The 17377-nt window shown below is 56.6% G+C and carries 19 protein-coding genes; 12 read left to right on the top strand and 7 right to left on the bottom strand.

Annotated elements, in window-relative coordinates:
- Positions 1-120: 120 nt before the first annotated feature.
- A complete protein-coding gene (locus AC1MEE_RS03890) occupies positions 121-660 on the bottom strand; it encodes an N-acetyltransferase family protein (protein WP_480413941.1) in 540 nt (179 codons plus the stop codon).
- 104 nt (positions 661-764) lie between these two features.
- Here AC1MEE_RS03890 and AC1MEE_RS03885 point away from each other — a divergent pair, with 104 nt between their 5' ends.
- Entirely contained in the window at positions 765-1664 is a 900-nt protein-coding gene (locus AC1MEE_RS03885; protein WP_480413940.1) for a LysR family transcriptional regulator, read from the top strand.
- A 118-nt stretch (positions 1665-1782) separates the two neighbouring features.
- Here AC1MEE_RS03885 and AC1MEE_RS03880 read toward each other — a convergent pair whose 3' ends face one another.
- Both AC1MEE_RS03880 and AC1MEE_RS03875 read right to left on the bottom strand, forming a co-directional pair.
- On the bottom strand, positions 1783-2112 hold the full coding sequence (locus AC1MEE_RS03880) for a hypothetical protein (protein WP_480413939.1): 330 nt from the start codon (positions 2110-2112) through the stop codon (positions 1783-1785).
- 301 nt (positions 2113-2413) lie between these two features.
- The gene (locus tag AC1MEE_RS03875) at positions 2414-2785 is read right to left on the bottom strand and encodes a hypothetical protein (protein WP_480413938.1); all 372 of its coding nucleotides are present in this window, start codon (positions 2783-2785) and stop codon (positions 2414-2416) included.
- Here AC1MEE_RS03875 and AC1MEE_RS03870 point away from each other — a divergent pair.
- Both AC1MEE_RS03870 and AC1MEE_RS03865 read left to right on the top strand, forming a co-directional pair.
- Positions 2768-3367, top strand: coding sequence for a phosphatase PAP2 family protein (locus tag AC1MEE_RS03870; RefSeq protein ID WP_480413937.1), 600 nt, complete (start codon positions 2768-2770; stop codon positions 3365-3367). The genes AC1MEE_RS03875 and AC1MEE_RS03870 overlap by 18 nt on opposite strands.
- 106 nt (positions 3368-3473) lie before the next feature.
- Positions 3474-4673, top strand: coding sequence for an MFS transporter (locus AC1MEE_RS03865; RefSeq protein ID WP_480413935.1), 1200 nt, complete (start codon positions 3474-3476; stop codon positions 4671-4673).
- A gap of 302 nt (positions 4674-4975) precedes the next feature.
- Here AC1MEE_RS03865 and AC1MEE_RS03860 read toward each other — a convergent pair whose 3' ends face one another.
- On the bottom strand, positions 4976-5566 hold the full coding sequence (locus tag AC1MEE_RS03860) for a hypothetical protein (RefSeq protein ID WP_480413934.1): 591 nt from the start codon (positions 5564-5566) through the stop codon (positions 4976-4978).
- 236 nt (positions 5567-5802) lie between these two features.
- On the opposite strand from AC1MEE_RS03860, the gene AC1MEE_RS03855 reads away from it, so the two are divergent.
- The 5 genes from AC1MEE_RS03855 (at position 5803) to AC1MEE_RS03835 (ending at position 12491) form a co-directional block, all read left to right on the top strand.
- Entirely contained in the window at positions 5803-6144 is a 342-nt protein-coding gene (locus AC1MEE_RS03855) for a hypothetical protein (RefSeq protein ID WP_480413933.1), read from the top strand.
- 98 nt (positions 6145-6242) lie between these two features.
- Positions 6243-7499, top strand: a complete 1257-nt coding sequence (locus tag AC1MEE_RS03850) for a TolC family protein (RefSeq protein WP_480413931.1) — start codon at positions 6243-6245, stop codon at positions 7497-7499.
- The gene (locus tag AC1MEE_RS03845) at positions 7496-8980 is read left to right on the top strand and encodes an efflux RND transporter periplasmic adaptor subunit (RefSeq protein WP_480413929.1); all 1485 of its coding nucleotides are present in this window, start codon (positions 7496-7498) and stop codon (positions 8978-8980) included. Before AC1MEE_RS03850 ends, AC1MEE_RS03845 begins: the two co-directional genes overlap by 4 nt.
- Positions 8977-12135, top strand: a complete 3159-nt coding sequence (locus AC1MEE_RS03840; protein WP_480413928.1) for an efflux RND transporter permease subunit — start codon at positions 8977-8979, stop codon at positions 12133-12135. Before AC1MEE_RS03845 ends, AC1MEE_RS03840 begins: the two co-directional genes overlap by 4 nt.
- The gene (locus AC1MEE_RS03835; protein ID WP_480413927.1) at positions 12132-12491 is read left to right on the top strand and encodes a copper-binding protein; all 360 of its coding nucleotides are present in this window, start codon (positions 12132-12134) and stop codon (positions 12489-12491) included. Before AC1MEE_RS03840 ends, AC1MEE_RS03835 begins: the two co-directional genes overlap by 4 nt.
- Positions 12492-12585: 94 nt before the next feature.
- Here AC1MEE_RS03835 and AC1MEE_RS03830 read toward each other — a convergent pair whose 3' ends face one another.
- From AC1MEE_RS03830 to AC1MEE_RS03820, 3 genes are all read right to left on the bottom strand, one after another.
- On the bottom strand, positions 12586-12861 hold the full coding sequence (locus AC1MEE_RS03830; protein WP_480413925.1) for a hypothetical protein: 276 nt from the start codon (positions 12859-12861) through the stop codon (positions 12586-12588).
- Positions 12862-13055: 194 nt separating this feature from the next.
- Positions 13056-13499, bottom strand: a complete 444-nt coding sequence (locus tag AC1MEE_RS03825) for a DUF411 domain-containing protein (RefSeq protein ID WP_480413923.1) — start codon at positions 13497-13499, stop codon at positions 13056-13058.
- Positions 13500-13619: 120 nt separating this feature from the next.
- The gene (locus AC1MEE_RS03820) at positions 13620-13973 is read right to left on the bottom strand and encodes a hypothetical protein (protein WP_480413922.1); all 354 of its coding nucleotides are present in this window, start codon (positions 13971-13973) and stop codon (positions 13620-13622) included.
- A 366-nt stretch (positions 13974-14339) separates the two neighbouring features.
- Between AC1MEE_RS03820 and AC1MEE_RS03815 the strand changes: the two genes are divergently transcribed.
- The 4 genes from AC1MEE_RS03815 to AC1MEE_RS03800 all read left to right on the top strand — a co-directional run bounded on the left by AC1MEE_RS03815 (position 14340) and on the right by AC1MEE_RS03800 (position 17206).
- Entirely contained in the window at positions 14340-14618 is a 279-nt protein-coding gene (locus tag AC1MEE_RS03815; RefSeq protein ID WP_480413921.1) for a metal/formaldehyde-sensitive transcriptional repressor, read from the top strand.
- Positions 14619-14625: 7 nt separating this feature from the next.
- Positions 14626-15900: a CDF family Co(II)/Ni(II) efflux transporter DmeF gene (gene dmeF / locus AC1MEE_RS03810; protein ID WP_480413920.1), complete on the top strand. Its 1275-nt coding sequence runs from the start codon at positions 14626-14628 to the stop codon at positions 15898-15900.
- Position 15901: 1 nt separating this feature from the next.
- Entirely contained in the window at positions 15902-16093 is a 192-nt protein-coding gene (locus AC1MEE_RS03805) for a DUF1289 domain-containing protein (protein WP_480413919.1), read from the top strand.
- Positions 16094-16165: 72 nt separating this feature from the next.
- Positions 16166-17206: a DMT family transporter gene (locus AC1MEE_RS03800; RefSeq protein ID WP_480416147.1), complete on the top strand. Its 1041-nt coding sequence runs from the start codon at positions 16166-16168 to the stop codon at positions 17204-17206.
- The last annotated feature ends 171 nt before the right edge of the window (positions 17207-17377 follow it).

Raw genomic sequence — 17377 nt, 5'->3', positions numbered from 1 at the left:
TGTTCAGGCAACCTTTATCTGTATGGATATACAGTTTTTTTTGCCAGCCGCAACTTAACAGTCAAGTCAGCAACGTCCAATCGCAGCACTGCATCTCGAGTCAAACCTGCTGTGATCACTTTATGCCGACGGCAAACTGAGCGCGCCATCGCCCAGCGCACGCTGCATCAGAATGGTGTCCACCCAGCGACCATGCTTGAAGCCGACCGACTCAAAAACGCCCACCCGGTGGAAACCGAGCCGCTCATGCAGTCGAACCGAGGCGTGGTTTTCGCTATTGCCGATGATTGCGATCATTTGCCGCCACCCGCCCCGCGTACAACGTTCTATGAGTTCGCCGAGTAATGCCTGGCCAATGCCATTCCCTCCTGAACCGTCGCGGACATAGACCGAATCCTCAACGGTAAAACGGTATCCAGGACGCGGTCGGTAAAGTGTTGCGTAGCCATAACCGACCACCTCGCCCGCCAGTTCTGCGACCAGATACGGCAGTCTTTTTGATAGAACATCAGCGCGTCGGCAGATCATTTCTTCCACGCTCGGTGCGTCCAGTTCAAAGCTGGCGATACCACCGACAACGTGTTGCGCATAAATGCTCTGCACCGCAGGCATATCGTTTTCGCAGGCGTCGCGCAGGAGTGGAGTGCCGCTGATCTTCATTTCTCGTTTACTTCAATTGCTGGCTGGATGGGTGCAATGATGCCGTCGGCCCCAATCAAAAAAAAGTTATGATTTCTTATCCCCAGCATAAGAAAAACTTTGAGATGCATCGACTAAACCTGAACCACTTGCATACTTTTTCACAGGTTATCGCTTGCGGCAGCTTCTCCGCCGCGGGGGAGAAACTGGGTCTGACCCAACCAGCGGTCAGCCTGCACATTCGTCAGTTGGAGCAGCGTCTGACTGTGCGGTTGATCGAGCGCGTCGGAAAGAGGATCAAGCCAACGTCAGCCGGTACAGTGCTGTTGGAACACATCACTCACATTGACGCGGCCGTTGAAGATGCCTTGCTGGATCTATCAAGTCACACCCAAGGGGTTGCCGGAACCATCGCCATGGGTACCGGCGCGACCGCGTGCATCCACCTTCTGCCGCCCATACTCCAGGCCCTTCGGCAATCGTTTCCAGCACTGGAGGTTCGAGTCAGTACCGGCAACACCGAAGGTATGCTCAAGGCGGTAGAGGAAAATCGTCTGGATCTGGCGCTTGTTACCCTTCCAGCCCTGGGGCGCAGTCTGGCGATCACTCCGCTGCGGGATGACGACTTTGTCGCGATCTTCTGCACCAGTGAAAACCAGATTCCGGACTGCATCACCCCTGAGGCGCTGATCAACTACCCGCTGGTGATATTTGAAGCCGGCAGCAGTACACGCCTGTTGATAAACGAGTGGTATTTAAAATCCGGCATACGCATCAAACCGGTGATGGAACTGGGCAGCATCGAGGCGATCAAGGAAATGGTTGCCGCTGGCCTGGGCTATAGCATAGTGCCCAGCATGTCAGTGTCTGCGGCCCATCATCGGCGCGGCCTTCAAGTACGAGCCCTGACACCCGGTTTGACGCGCACCCTGGGCATTGTGCTGCGTCAGGACAAGCCGCTCAGCAACGCGTTGAGACAGGTCATTGATGCGTTGAAGTCCCTGGCTCAATCCAACTCTGCATAGAACAGATTGACGACCCTCTCCGACTCTTAGCCTGGCGTGTATTCAACGACTCGAACGCAAGAGGTATCGCTGGTAACCCAGGCTCCCTCCCAAGTTACCCGCGACGCAGCAGCAACACTCAGCAGTAGCTGTCGACGAAACAAACCCCGGATTTGTTTTGGATCAGGCTCCACTCTTGTTTCAGTGTTTGAAGGACACGCCCGATGAAGTCCTTGTCAGCCGCAGCTTTTTTCCCGACATAGCCTTGGCCCCGGCGGTACATTCTGAACCTGGCGCGCATGCTCGGGTTGCACGTCTCGAATTCATTTTCTCCCGAGTGGAGCGACAGGCGATCAATATGAACCTCCCCCGACTCGCATACCCAGAGTATATGGCTATCAACGCTGTCCTTTTGCGACGCGAACAGTCGGGCCAATTCATCGATAGTAGGTTGATTGTTCAAATTCATCTGTATGCCCCTTGACCATTCGTTGATCTGTCTTGGTTAACTCAAACATGGCATCCAATCGGCCGTTTGATTGACACTGCACACCAACGACGACTCATGTTGTCCATCGAGTGCAGATCTGGCTTGGGGTTTGATGAATGTAGCGTTGATCAGAAGCGGCTACAGCAGCTTCCTATCGAGGAGAACGAGCGAAAGCCCAAGAAAACCACTGGCGACAGTAACGAAGTCAGCCACAAGCATCATGAGAATGTCTCGCCAGCGCTTCTCGCCCTTGCGGGGACGATCATGCCAGTCAGCTTCATCAATCTGCCTTGTGGGCAGTACACTTCCGGGAACAGCTCGGCGGCTTGTCGAGCATGCTCAGAACACCCTTGCCAGCGCTCCCGATCAGGGAGACGAGTGCATAATGCAAGCGGACGGTGGAGGCGTCAATGGTCATGTAGTGAATATTTTTATCCACTACATAATGCGATGACTTTGCGCTGGTTCGCGTCCTGAACCGTCTGGAGGGCTCAATCGCGGGGCCATTGACCAGGATTAAGCGCTGCCCTTGCCCCAGGGACAGCGCTTCTTCATCGGACACATCAAACACAGAGTTGAAAGGCCTCTCACTGGCTGCGATCATCAATGTTTCATCTATGACTGAGATCACCCCGTGGAAGAACTGAATCATTCGCTGTTTCTGCTAATCAATGCCAGTGCACACCCCGCATCAGGGATGCTGTTCATGGCGACCGCCGTGGCGCAATGGCTCATGTATGGTGTTCCGTTGCTACTGACCGGGCTCTGGCTATGGGGCGGACGAGAGAGCAGAACGGCTGCAGTGACTGCCGTGTTGACTATCCTGCTTGGACTGGGTTGCAACGTGTTGATCGGTATAGTCTGGCCACATCCGAGGCCATTCATGATTGAGTTGGGTAATACATTCCTGGCACACGCACCGGACACCTCCTTCCCCAGCGATCATGCCGTTGTTTTCTTCAGCCTGGGTCTGGCCCTCCTGTGGAGCCATCTGCGCAAGACCGGGGCTCTGCTCATTGTGCTTGGCGCAGCAGTTGGATGGGCTCGTGTTTACCTGGGTGTGCATTTCCCGTTCGACATAGCCGGGGGCTTCCTGGTGGCATTGCTCAGCAGTTGGGTCATCGCGCGGCCACTGAGCTTCAAGCAACTGAAAATGCGTTTAGTGGATGGGCTGGAAAGTGTGTACCAGCGTCTGCTCGCATTACCGATCTCCAAGGGATGGATTTATCGTTAACATCCATGCGTGCTCCCCGGGCTACAGGCGGTAATAAGCGTTATTGTCGATAAACGCTTCAAGTGACCGTGAAAAGAACCAGGCTAACCATCCTGAGGTAAAACAGATGGGCGAATCTGCCAGTGGATCGGCCCGTGCCATTCCGCGCACGGTATGGGCGCTGGGATTCGTCAGCCTGTTCATGGACTTATCATCGGAGCTGGTGCATAGCCTGTTGCCAGTGTTTTTGGTGAGCACACTGGGCGTCAGCATGCTGACCGTTGGCCTCATCGAAGGGGTCGCGGAAGCAACCGCACTGATCGTTAAAGTTTTTTCCGGAGCAATCAGCGACTTCATCGGTCGCAGAAAAGAACTATTGCTGTTGGGTTACGGCCTGGCGGCGCTGACCAAACCGTTATTTCCCTTGGCCACCTCTGCGGAACTGGTCTTTACCGCCCGTATTCTGGACCGGATCGGTAAAGGGATACGCGGCGCTCCGCGTGATGCGCTCGTCGCGGATGTGGCGCCAGCCGCCATCAGGGGCGCTTGCTTTGGGTTGCGCCAGTCGATGGATACCGTGGGGGCCTTTTTAGGCCCCATCCTGGCGATCCTGCTGATGATGCTGTTGGCCGATGATATTTCTCGGGTGATGTGGTTTGCAGTGATTCCCGCAGTGCTGGCAGTCGGGCTGCTCATTTTCGGGATCAGCGAGCCGAAGCACGAAACCGTACAACAGCATTTTCGATCGCCTATCCGACTGAAGTCATTGAGCCAGTTTTCACAGAACTACTGGTGGGTCGTGGGCATAGGTGCAGCGTTCACCCTTGCGCGCTTCAGTGAGGCTTTTCTGATCCTGCGTGCTCAGCAGCTAGGATTCTCTGCCACTTGGGTGCCCCTGGTCATGGTCGTGATGTCCGGGTTCTACATGTTGTCGGCCTATCCGGTTGGAAAATGGTCAGACAGCATCAACCGTACCGCGTTACTCAGTGTCGGCCTGGTGCTGCTGATTCTTGCCGACCTGGTGCTGGCGTATGCCGAGTCTGTCGGCATGGTTTTATTGGGCGTTGCCTTGTGGGGACTGCACATGGGCTTCAGCCAAGGGATTCTGGCAACACTGGTAGCAGACACGACCCCTCCCGACCTTAAAGGCACGGCCTTTGGTCTATTCAATCTGGTGAGTGGGGTTGCTTTGCTGTTGGCAAGCGTCATCGCTGGCTGGCTCTGGCAGATGCACGGCGCAGCGACTGCTTTCTACGCGAGTGCAGCATTTTCAGCGGCGGCACTGATTCTGTTGCTCGTCAAACGTCGTTCCACGCAGGAACATTGATCCGTCATGAGAGATCCCGCCCCGTCCTCGACGCCGCGCTGTCGCGCAGCAAACACGGTCCCGATTCTGCCCGGAGGGCGTAGGAGAGACCGGGACGCGTAGTTTTGTCTGCGAAGACCATACGGCGCGATCTGTCAGACCCACCGCGTTGAATGGCCTTCGCAGACAAGTCAGCTCCTACAGTCGATCGGCGCCGGACTTAAGATTTATATCTTATTTATCAATGTTTTAAAGGTTGCTTGATAAGAGGCTTTCCGAAACCGAGCATGCAGTGCTGCACTCCTTGCCCGGCCACGTTGAAATTAATGGTCTTGTTTGGTCGTTGATAAAGCCGCGTTGGTCAAGCCTTTTTCGTTGTGTTCACCCGGCGTGGTCTCAGAAATCGACGTTGCCTTAGTCAACCCTCGCGTCTCTTTAGAGTGCGCAACGTCAGAAGTGATCGAGCCACGGCGATCCTTATCGGTATCAATATCAGTACGGGTAATGCCGGTATGCTTACCGCTTAACCCCCTGTCCCTTACGGCCTTGCGATCCTTATCAGTGCGGGTGATGCCGGTATGCTTACCGCTTAACCCTCTATCCCTGACAGCCTTGCCATCCTTATCGGTATCATTATCAGTGCGGGTACTGCCGATATGCTGACCGCTTATCCCACCGTCCCTTACGGCCTTTCCATCATGATTGCCACTCAGTCCCTTGCCCTGTCCATTGCTTCCAATTCCGCCAGAATGGCCACTACCGCCGCTGCCACCACTACCTCCGTTACCGCCACCACTCCCGCCGCCATTGCCATGACCACCCCCCTCTTTTGCATGGGCTGAGGAGATGAAAGACAGCTCACCGGGCAGCATGGATACCGCTGAAAACATCATCGTGCATGCAGCCACAGCCATGAGTTTCTTCTTTATAGACACAGTGACTCCAGGAAGTTAAAAGTAACGGCACTGTGACTATGTCCACGTAGTTAGGTTCCAACACCCTAGGCGCGGCGATGCGCTTCATGACCTCTGAATCCGCTCCGCGTCCCCATAGGATCAAATCCGTAACCGAGGTCGAAGACGGTACCAGCAGGCTCTTCCTGACAGATTCGTAATTGTGCAGTCCGTTATCAACGACTAGACTCCCCCGCATGAAACGCTACCTGCGGTGTTGCCTCATTTTCCTGATTAGCCTGGCGCTTCCCTTAAGCGGGATGGCGGGCAATCAGGCACCGACAGAACCCTGCCCGATGAAAACACCGGGCATGGCGATGATGGGGGATATGGGCAAGGACTGTTGCCACGACATGAACAGCCCCTCCGATCACGGCAAACCCTGCAAACCTGGCCAGGAATGCAAGAGCGGCAGTTTGCTGCAAGTGTCGTTTGTGAAACCTGCCACCCGCTTGTCCAGTCCGCTGGTGCTGTCCCTCTTCAGCGACTTCCTGCCCACTCAGTCCCCGTCCGGGGTGTGGCGACCACCTCGCGTTTGATTCCTGTACCACATTGAGCCTCATCCCGCCCTCGCGGGATGGCCTATCTGCGTGCACGTATAAACGGCGCGCAGTGGATCATCACAGGAATCGTGAACATGAATTCCCTACGCTATTGTGCAGGGTGGCCCGTCGTGGCTGCCCTGGCGGCAAGCGTGCTGGCATTGCCGAGCCTAGCCGCCCCTCTGACACTCGATGAAGCCTTGCGACTGGCCGAAAACAATGCCCCGTCGCTGACCGCCCAAACCGCCAAACTGCAAGCCGCCAGCAGTGCCGCCATCCCTGCCGGCGAACTACCCGATCCGAAGTTAAAATTCGGCGTGCAGAACTATCCCATTGGCGGCCCCGATCGCTGGAGCATCAACCAGGACTTCATGACCATGCAGATGGTTGGGGTCATGCAGGAAGTGCCCAACCGCGACAAACGCAAAGCACGCATTGAAGTGGCCGATGCGGCCGTTGACCGAGCCGCGGCCGAAGGCCGTATCGAGCGTCTGAACGTCCGTCAGGCCACTGCACTGGCCTGGATCAGCAGCTACTCCGTCGAGCGTAAGGAAGCGCTATTCCAGGACTTTTACAAAGAAAATCATCTGTTGACCGATACCGTCCGTGCGCAGATCGCCGGTGGTCGTGCCCAACCTGCCGATGCGGTAACGCCCAAGCAGGAGGCGGCTCAATTGGCGGATCAACAGGACGACCTGGTCCGCCTCCGCACTCAAGCCCGCGCTGCACTCAAGCGCTGGATTGGCCCGGCCGCCAATGACCCGCCAACCGGCAGTTTGCCGCAATGGCCCATCGAGACCTCAAGCTACTCCCATAAGCTGCAACATCACCCCGCACTGGCCGCCTTCGAACCGATGACCCGCGAGGCGCAAGCCAAGGTGCGTGAAGCCGAAGCGGAAAAGCAGTCCGACTGGAGCTGGGAACTCGATTACCAACACCGTGACCGTCAGTTCGGTGACATGGTCAGCGTGCAGTTCTCGTTCGACCTGCCACTGTTTCCCGACTCCCGACAAAATCCCAAGATTGCTGCCAAACACGCTGAACTGAACCAATTGGAGGCTGAGCGTGAAGATATGGTGCGCGAGCATACCCAGCAATTGGAGGAGAGTCTGGCCGAATACGAGCGCCTGAATCGTGCCGTGCGCCGCAGCCAGGAAAGTCTAGTGCCCCTGGCCAAGGAAAAGGTCGGGCTGACCATGGCCAGCTACCGCGCCGGTAAAGGTGACCTGGCACCGGTCATCGCGGCCCGACGTGAACTTATAGAGGCCCGCCTCAAACAGATTGACCTCGAAGAACAGCGAGCCCTGACCAACGCGCGCTTGTATTTCAATTACGGGGAAACCAGCCAATGAGCGCTCGAATCTGGAAAGGGGCTTTATTGACCGGCTTGTCGATCGCCCTAGGGGTTGTCGGCGGATACTGGTTCGCTCAGCATCGCATGAGCGCAATGCCGGGGGCGGCCGCCGAACAGAGTCCCAAGATGCAAGACGAACGCAAAGCCCTGTATTGGTACGATCCGATGTACCCGCAGCAGAAGTTCGATAAACCGGGCAAATCGCCCTTCATGGACATGCAGCTGGTGCCCCGATACGCCGATGCCGCAACGGACAGTACGGCCATCAGCATCGACCCCAGCCTGACTCAGAATCTCGGCCTGCGCCTCGCGGCAGTCACTCGTGGGGTCCTCGCCTCCAGCTTGGACGTGGTCGGCGTGCTGGCGTTCAACGAGCGGGATGTCGCCGTTATCCAGGCGCGCACCTCTGGTTTTGTCGAGCGGGTTTATGCCCGTGCTCCAGGCGATGTACTCAAAGCCAATGCTCCATTGGTTGACCTCTTGGTACCGGAATGGGCTGCTGCCCAGGAAGAGTTCCTCGCACTGAAGCGTAACGGTGATGCTGACTTGTTGTCGGCGGCACGCCAACGGCTGCGCCTCACGGGGATGCCGACAGCACTGATTGCCCAGGTAGAACGCAGCGGCAAGACTCAGCCAACCCTGACTCTCACCAGCCCTATCGGCGGAGTGCTACAGGAACTGGATGTGCGTGCGGGTATGACCGTGGCGGCCGGCGAGACGCTGGCTCGAGTCAATGGCTTGAGTAGTGTCTGGCTAGCAGCGGCCGTTCCAGAGTCGGAGACTGGATCGATCGTCGTCGGTCAAACAGTAGAAGCACGCCTGCCAGCCTTCCCAGAAACAGTGCTCAAGGGCACGGTCAGCGCGATTCTGCCCGAAACCAATCCGGACAGCCGCACCGTTCGCGTGCGGGTCGAATTGCCCAACCCTGATGGGCGCCTCAGACCAGGATTGACCGCGCAGGTGCGCCTGAATCGTTCGACTGAGCAAAGTGTATTGTGGGTGCCGAGCGAGGCAGTCATTCGCACCGGTCGACGCGTCCTTGTGATGCTCGCCGAAGACGCTGGCCGCTACCGACCCGTAGAGGTGCAACTCGGGGAAGAAAACGAAGGCAAGACGGTGGTGTTGAAAGGTCTGGAAGAAGGCCAGCAGGTAGTCACCTCTGGACAGTTCCTGCTCGACTCCGAGGCGAGCCTCAAGGGCATCGTCGCGAGAACGGCGGAAACGCCACCCTCTACCGCCGCAGCATCCGCCTTCCATGAGGCGGATGGGCAGGTTGTCGAGATCAATAGCAAAGACGTGACGCTCGCCCATGGCCCCTTCAAGACGCTGGGCATGCCTGGCATGACCATGACCTTCCCATTGGCTGACCCGGCGCTCATGCAAGGGCTCAAGACGGGCGACAAGGTTCGTGTATCAGTCAGCCAAACCGACGATGGTTTGCGCGTTGAGCGACTGGAAAAACTAGGGGGCCGGCCATGATCGCCGCCCTCATCCGCTGGTCAGTGGCCAACCGCTTCCTGGTACTGCTGGCCACGCTGTTCGTCACGGCCTGGGGTGTTTGGTCGGTTCAGAGCACCCCCATCGATGCACTGCCGGACCTCTCCGATGTTCAGGTGATCATCCGCACCTCGTATGCGGGACAAGCGCCGCAGATCGTTGAAAACCAGGTGACCTACCCGTTGGCCACCACCATGCTCTCGGTACCAGGGGCCAAAACCGTACGTGGCTATTCCTTTTTCGGCGACAGCTTCGTTTACGTGCTGTTCGAAGATGGTACCGATATGTATTGGGCTCGCTCGCGGGTGTTGGAGTATCTGAGCCAGATACAAAGTCGCCTGCCCGCCAGCGCCAAACCGGCGTTGGGGCCAGATGCCACCGGGGTGGGCTGGATCTATCAGTACGCACTGGTGGATCGCAGTGGCGGACATGACTTGGCGCAACTGCGCGCACTTCAGGACTGGTTCCTCAAGTTCGAGCTGAAGACCCTGCCCAATGTGGCGGAAGTGGCCACCGTGGGCGGCATGGTCAAGCAGTACCAGGTGCAACTCGACCCACTCAAACTGGCCAGCCTGGGTATCACTCAGGCGCAGGTGACTGACGCCATCGGCAAGGCCAATCAGGAAACCGGTGGCGCCGTGTTGGAGATGGCGGAAACCGAGTTCATGGTCCGCGCCTCAGGCTATCTAAAGACCCTGAATGACTTTCGTGCGATTCCCCTCAAGCTCAGTGCGGGTGGCGTGCCGGTGACCCTTGGTGATGTGGCAACGATCCAACTGGGGCCGGAGATGCGGCGCGGCATCTCCGAACTCGATGGCGAAGGTGAGACAGTCGGTGGCGTGGTGATTCTGCGCAGCGGCAAGAACGCTCGCGAAACCATTGCTGCGGTCAAGGCCAAGCTCGACGAACTGAAAAGCAGTCTGCCGGCGGGGGTGGAAATCGTCACCACCTACGACCGTAGCAAGCTGATCGACCGCGCCGTGGAAAACCTCAGTCACAAACTGCTCGAGGAGTTCATCGTCGTCGCGTTGGTCTGCGGGATATTCCTTTGGCACCTGCGCTCATCCCTGGTGGCGATTATCTCTCTGCCGGTTGGGGTACTGATTGCCTTCATCGTCATGCGTCATCAAGGGATCAACGCCAACATCATGTCCCTTGGCGGGATTGCCATCGCCATCGGCGCCATGGTCGACGCCGCCGTGGTCATGATCGAGAACGCCCACAAGAAGATCGAGGCCTGGCACACGGCCCATCCAGGGGAAGAGCTGAAGGGCGAACATCACTGGCATGTGATGACCGAAGCGGCGACGGAGGTGGGGCCGGCGCTGTTCTTCTGCCTGCTGATCATCACCCTGTCGTTCATCCCGGTGTTCACCCTGGAGGCTCAAGAGGGCCGTCTGTTTGGCCCGCTCGCCTTCACCAAGACCTATGCCATGGCTGCGGCGGCCGGTCTGTCGGTGACCCTGGTGCCGGTGCTGATGGGCTACTGGATTCGCGGTCGGATTCCCAATGAACAACAGAACCCGTTGAACCGTTGGTTGATCAGGCTCTATCAACCGGCCCTGGACGCGGTGCTGCGTCGGCCCAAAGTCACCATGCTGGTCGCGGTACTGGTCTTTTCCAGCGCGTTATGGCCGATCTCTCAGTTGGGTGGCGAGTTCCTCCCACCGCTGGACGAGGGCGATTTGCTCTATATGCCTTCGGCTCTGCCGGGGCTGTCGGCGCAGAAAGCGGCGCAGCTGCTGCAACAGACCGACCGACTGATCAAGACGGTGCCCGAAGTCGAACATGTCTTCGGTAAAGCTGGCCGCGCCGAAACCGCCACCGACCCGGCACCGCTGGAGATGTTCGAGACCACCATCCAATTCAAGCCGCGTGAACAGTGGCGCCCTGGGATGACCCAGGAGAAGCTGGTGGAAGAGTTGGATCGGGTGGTACGTGTCCCTGGGTTGACCAATATCTGGATACCGCCCATCCGCAACCGCATCGACATGCTCGCCACCGGGATCAAGAGCCCGATCGGGGTGAAAATTGCCGGCACCAACTTGACGGAGATCGATGCGGCCACCCAGGCGGTCGAACGCGTGGCCAAGGATGTGCCCGGTGTCAGTTCGGCCCTGGCCGAACGATTGACTGGCGGGCGTTATATCGATGTGGATATCGACCGCAAGGCCGCCGCCCGCTACGGACTGAATATCGCCGATGTACAGTCGATAGTGGCCGGCGCTATCGGCGGTGAAAACGTCGGCGAGACCATTGAAGGCCTCGCGCGCTTCCCGATCAACGTACGTTATCCCCGTGAGTGGCGTGACTCGCTCGGCGCCTTGGAGCAACTGCCGATCTACACACCGCTGGGTAGTCAGATCACCCTCGGTACTGTGGCGAAGGTCAAGATCAGTGAAGGCCCGCCGATGCTCAAGAGCGAGAACGCACGGCCTTCGGGCTGGGTGTACATCGACGTGCGAGGCCGGGATATTGCCTCGGTGGTCGCCGACCTGCGCAAGGTCGTCAGTGAGCAGGTCAAGTTGCAGCCAGGCATGAGCCTGAGCTACTCAGGACAGTTCGAGTTTCTTGAACGAGCCAATGCACGGCTCAAGCTGGTGGTGCCGGCCACGCTGCTGATCATTTTCGTGCTGCTCTACCTGACATTCGCCCGCTTCGACGAGGCCTTGTTGATCATGGCCACCCTGCCGTTCGCACTGACTGGCGGGGCCTGGTTCCTCTATCTGCTGGGATTCAACTTGTCGGTGGCCACCGGTGTCGGTTTTATCGCCCTGGCCGGTGTGTCTGCCGAATTTGGCGTGATCATGCTGCTCTACCTGAAAAACGCCTGGGCCGAACGTGAAGACGTCGGCGACAGCACTGAACACGGATTGATCGCCGCGATTCGTGAAGGCGCCGTGCAACGCGTCCGACCCAAGGCCATGACAGTGGCAGTCATCATCGCTGGCCTGTTACCGATCCTTTGGGGCAGCGGTACCGGTAGCGAAGTGATGAGTCGCATCGCCGCGCCCATGGTCGGCGGCATGGTGACCGCCCCCTTACTGTCCCTGTTCGTCATTCCGGCCGCCTACCGCTTGATGCGTCGCCGACGCCTCCCAGTTGTACCCACCGACCCTCAAGGAAAAGTAGTATGAAACTGACCCTGATCGCAGTTGCAAGCACCGTTGTTGCACTGTCTCTTTCTGCCCAGGCAGCGGACATGCCGGGTATGAAGATGGACGCTATGCCCATGGAAGGTATGCAGATGAAGCAGGAGACCAAGCAGGCTCCAGCCAAAGCCGAGGGTACGATCAAGGCCATTGATACCACGAAACACACGGTGACTATCGCCCATGGCGCCGTGCCGGCCGTGCAGTGGCCCGCCATGACCATGGCGTTTTCCGCAACGGCAAAGCAACTGGCGGGTCTGAAGGTCGGAGATCATGTGGCGTTCGAATTTCGCGCCGAGGGTAACGCGGCCACGATCGTGTCCATTAAAACGGTGAAGTAACAGCCGTGTGGATGACTGGCCCGACATGTCGGGCCAGTCATCCACAGTTCATAGGACGTATTTGCCGGTAAAAGGCTAGCGATTAAACGAGCTGTTATTGCACCTTACTACCGCCTTGAGGGGATTCACTGTCCATATGTTTGTTCATGCTCTCCATCATTGTGTTGCAGCTCTTCATCATGGCTGACATCTCCTGCATCATATTCATCATCGGCATTTTGCTGCCGTCCATCATCGGCATATCCTTTCCCTTCATCATGTCAGAACCGCCCTGAGTAGTACTCTTAGGTTCTTCGGCAAAGCTCGTGCTAATAGCTCCAAGCGTTAAGAGAGCGGTGAGTGCGGCTGTGTAGACAATAGAGTTACGCATGATGGCTCTCCTGATCAACGATCTTGATGTTCGACACACTCTGGATAAGCAACGGCGAGTCCTGCAAGCAATGGGTGACGTTGCAATCTATCGCTGCGTATCGCGCTATATTCTTGATCATGGTGCAACCCTCTAAACTTCTCAGGTATTTATTACTGACATACCTCAATCACAAAACGAATGCTCAGACGTACCTACTGGGTCATGTAGAGCCAGGCTTTAGCGCCGTCAAAAGCGTAAATTTCAAACGGTTTCTGCTGAGTGCCGTCCATGCCGGGCGCCCCCGCTTGCATCCCCGCCAAGGTGATACCGCGGATGGCTGGGTGCTCCGCCAGTAACTTATTGACTGCGGTCAGCGGGACGTGGCCACCCACGACGTAACCCTCAATTGCAACGGTATGGCAGCCTGCCAGGGAGGGGGGGACACCAGACGCCTTATTGACCTGCTGAAGCTGTGCAGAGTCCGCGACAATCGATACTTTGAAGCCACCTTCGCGCAGATAGTCCGCATATTTATCACAGCACGTGCAGCCTGGGTTCTTATAGAGGATAGCCTCTTCAGCTGCCTGGGCTATAGGCATTGCAAGGGAAGCGAGTGCAAGTAGCATCCCCCCCCAAAATGTGGATGACTTACTCATAGTAACCACCTAATCCTTTTCCATTGACGACAAGGGTCTTGGTTCTAGACGCCCTGTGAATGCCTCAATGCTCTTTTGACTGTATGACTGAAAGAAAAAACGAGCTTGTCCAGGGCCGGGTTAGGACAAGCGGGTAAACTTGGGAGGAAAAGGATCTGGAGCAACGGGCATACGACCGAGAAAAGTCGTGTAGCCGTCGTACTGAGGAGATTTTAAGGTGTGCGAGATTAAAGCAAGAGGTGTAGCCGCTCCCGTGGAGGGAATGGAACAACTGATTGAACAAACTACTGGGTTCAGCATATCGGGGCAGGTATTAACCTTGCTGGAGTCAAACGACATACTCTGCGTTGCCCCACAGTTTAGAGAGGCATTTGACGGCTCGGATTTAAACATTAAGACCTGTCCATGTGCCGCTGCGATAAACAGCAGCACCATGAGCAGCTTGATCAGCGTTTTATCCAGATGTTGAGCCATCACAGTACATAGCTCCCTCAACGTTGAAGAGTACACCTTGAGGCAAGCTCAGAAGCGCTCCCACCCCAAACAGCGGCTCATACCTGATTCAAGCCTATTCATGACAGGCAATCATCGTCTCCTTTAGATTAGGCGCTGGCTGCAGTTTCACAGCTTGCTGCTCAATGCTTTTGCCCTGATCCTGATGAACGGCCAAGCGTGCAAAAGAGTGGTCTCACTCGAACTTCAATCTGATCGCTCATCCGTGCCCTCCTCTCTTATGAACCACCCCACTTTCTCTTTGATTATGCATAGCTGAACGCTGCCTGGAAGCACTAAACTCTCGGATAGGATGATATAGTCCCCTACCCTATTTTGAGGTGTGCCATGAGCCATACCATTCGCGACAAACAAAAGCTGTTGAATCGTGTACGGCGCATCCGCGGCCAGATTGACGCGATCGAGCGCGCTTTAAACGAGGAAAGTAATTGCCTGGATGTTCTGCAGCAGATAGCGGGCTGCAGAGGGGCAATGAATGGCTTGCTGGGGGTCGTTATAGAGGACCACATTCGTACGCATTTGATCGATGCGGATGAAGCCCACTCTGGCGAGCACGGAGATGCCAGAGAGCAGCTTATCGATGTCGTCCATAGCTATTTTAAGTGAGCCTGCAATGAGCGAATTTTATAACACCCCCTTTTCAGTACCCCATAGCCACGTTTTTTTGGGCGCTGGACATGAGAAGAACGAACGTAAGACCTGGGGCGTAATCGTCCTCTGCACCCTGATGATGCTCGCCGAGATTATTGGCGGGAACCTGTTCGGTTCGCTGGCGTTGGTTGCCGACGGTCTGCACATGTCCACTCACGCCGGCGCGATGTTAATTGCCGCGCTTGCCTACACCTACGCACGCAAACATGCCAATGATCCGCGCTTTGTCTTCGGTACTGGCAAGTTGGGCGATCTCGCCGGGTTTACGAGTGCAATCATCCTGGCAATGATTGCGTTGCTGATTGGTTATGAGGCGGTGGTCCGGTTGATGTCACCGGTACCGATTCATTTTAGCGAGGCCATCCCGATCGCGGTCGTCGGCTTGTTCGTCAACATTGCCAGCGCATGGCTATTGAGTGGCGACGATCATCATGGACATAGTCACGGGCATGGCCATGGTCATGGCGACCACGCTGAGCATGCACATGATGAAGAAGTGCAGCACATCGAAACGCCTGGTGGGTTGATCGCGCTGTCCATATTTGAGGAAGGTATCCCGCCTGTTTTCCGCATTCATGCCGAAGCGAATAGCGGCTTGCCAGCAGAGACGGTCACGGTGACGACGATTCGATCAGATGGTGCTCGCCAAACGTTCGGTTTTGCTCGGCAGGGCGATTTTCTGCAGTCAACTACGGAGATCCCTGAACCCCACGGTTTTAAAGTCGTCGCAAGCCTGCCGGACGGAGAGCATGAAGTTGTATTCGAAGAACATGCCCACGACGACCACGACGACGGTGTCGATTCGCGCGACCACAACATGCGCGCCGCCTATATGCACATCATTGCTGACGCCGCAGTCTCGGTGCTCGCGATCATCGGCCTGTTGTTGGCAAAAACATTCGGCTGGTTATGGATGGACCCTATTGCCGGCATCGTAGGAGCGCTCGTTATTGCCAACTGGTCATACGGATTGATCCGCGACACGGGAGGTATTTTGATGGATGTCAGCCCGGGTGAGGCGATGGCAAACAAAGTACGTACGGCTATCAATGCATTGGGTGACAAAGTTGTAGATCTCCACGTCTGGCGGCTGGGGCCTGGCCATTTCGGTGCCGTTATTTCGGTCGTCACAACGCAAACGACACGAGAGTCGGCCTTCTACCATGCGCTCCTTCGCCCTTTCAAAGGTTTCTCCCATATCACCGTTGAAGTGCATAACGTGAAGGCTGTGAACTGAGATGGCCGTTCCATCGCCTTGCATCGAAGTGTGCAGATTTGACGGAAAATCGGGGTTTTGTGTCGCCTGTCTGCGCACGCGGGTTGAATGCCGGGAGTGGAAAAAAATGAAGGACAACCGACGGCATGAAATTTTGCGTGACCGGTCCCGTCGTGAGAGCAAACTACCCATACAAGTGGTCTCAAAAGAATAGATGGCAGACCGTGCCTACCCGAATCAGCTGTTCAAGATAGTCGTGACTAGTCGGCACCCAGTGAGTAGACAAATGAATTTGAGTGTTCTGTACGCCCTGGCTGCGGCTGCGTTATTCGGAGCGAGCACGCCACTGGCCAAATTATTAGGCCTCCATGTCACCCCGATATTGCTGGCCGGACTTCTTTACCTCGGAAGCGGGCTAGGACTGACCGCTACCCGGTTTATTCGCGACCGAGGCTGGAGTTCAACCGGGCTCACCCGGCCGGAATGGCCATGGTTGATGGGCGCGATCGCATTCGGTGGCGTACTCGGACCTGCGTTACTCATGTTCGGCCTGATGCGGACCGCCGGGGCTACCACCTCTTTAATGCTCAACCTGGAGTCGGTGCTCACGGCGGTTTTGGCTTGGGTCGTGTTTAAAGAAAATGCCGATCGACGGATCGTGGCGGGTATGGTCGCGATTGTTCTCGGGGGGATAGTACTTTCATGGTCGCACGATACCCGTCAGGCGCAAGACTGGCTCGGGCCACTGGCTATCGCTTCAGCCTGTTTGTGCTGGGCAATCGATAACAATTTGACCCGTAAAGTCTCGGCGTCGGATGCACTTTTTGTGGCCGGTATCAAAGGCCTGATAGCGGGTTTGGTCAACTGCTCGTTGGCGTTTGTCCTCGGGGCTCAGCTACCCGGACTTTCGGTGCTGGCCCCGACACTGCTGGTTGGATTCCTGGGATACGGCGTTAGTCTGGTTCTCTTTGTATTGGCGCTTCGCGGACTTGGCAGCGCACGCACCGGCGCGTATTTCTCTACGGCACCCTTTCTGGGCGCAGTGATCTCGATTCTGATATTGGGTGAACCCGCATCCCTGACATTCTGGGTGGCTGCGGCGTTGATGGGGATCGGTGTCTGGATTCACCTCACAGAAAATCACGCACACACCCATCAGCACGACCCACTCGAACACGGTCATCGTCACGTACATGATGAACACCATCAGCATGAGCATTCATTCGAATGGGATGGCGCTGAGCCTCACAATCATGTTCACGTGCATGCACCGATGCAACACAGCCATCCTCACTTCCCGGATATTCACCACCGTCATAAACACTGAAGACATTGCCCTCGTCACCGAAAACGAGCTTCAAACGTCGACGACGTGGGCTTTGAATTTACCGCCCCTATCAAACAACGCATAAGTCGTTGATAAATAAGTAATAAACTCTATTAAATTTTCAGCCAAACGCTGACCCCTTGTAGGAGCTGACTTGTCTGCGATCGGCTG

The sequence above is a fragment of the Pseudomonas sp. ASL3 genome, assembly GCF_056680425.1.
This window is presented reverse-complemented; position numbering and strand designations above follow the sequence as displayed.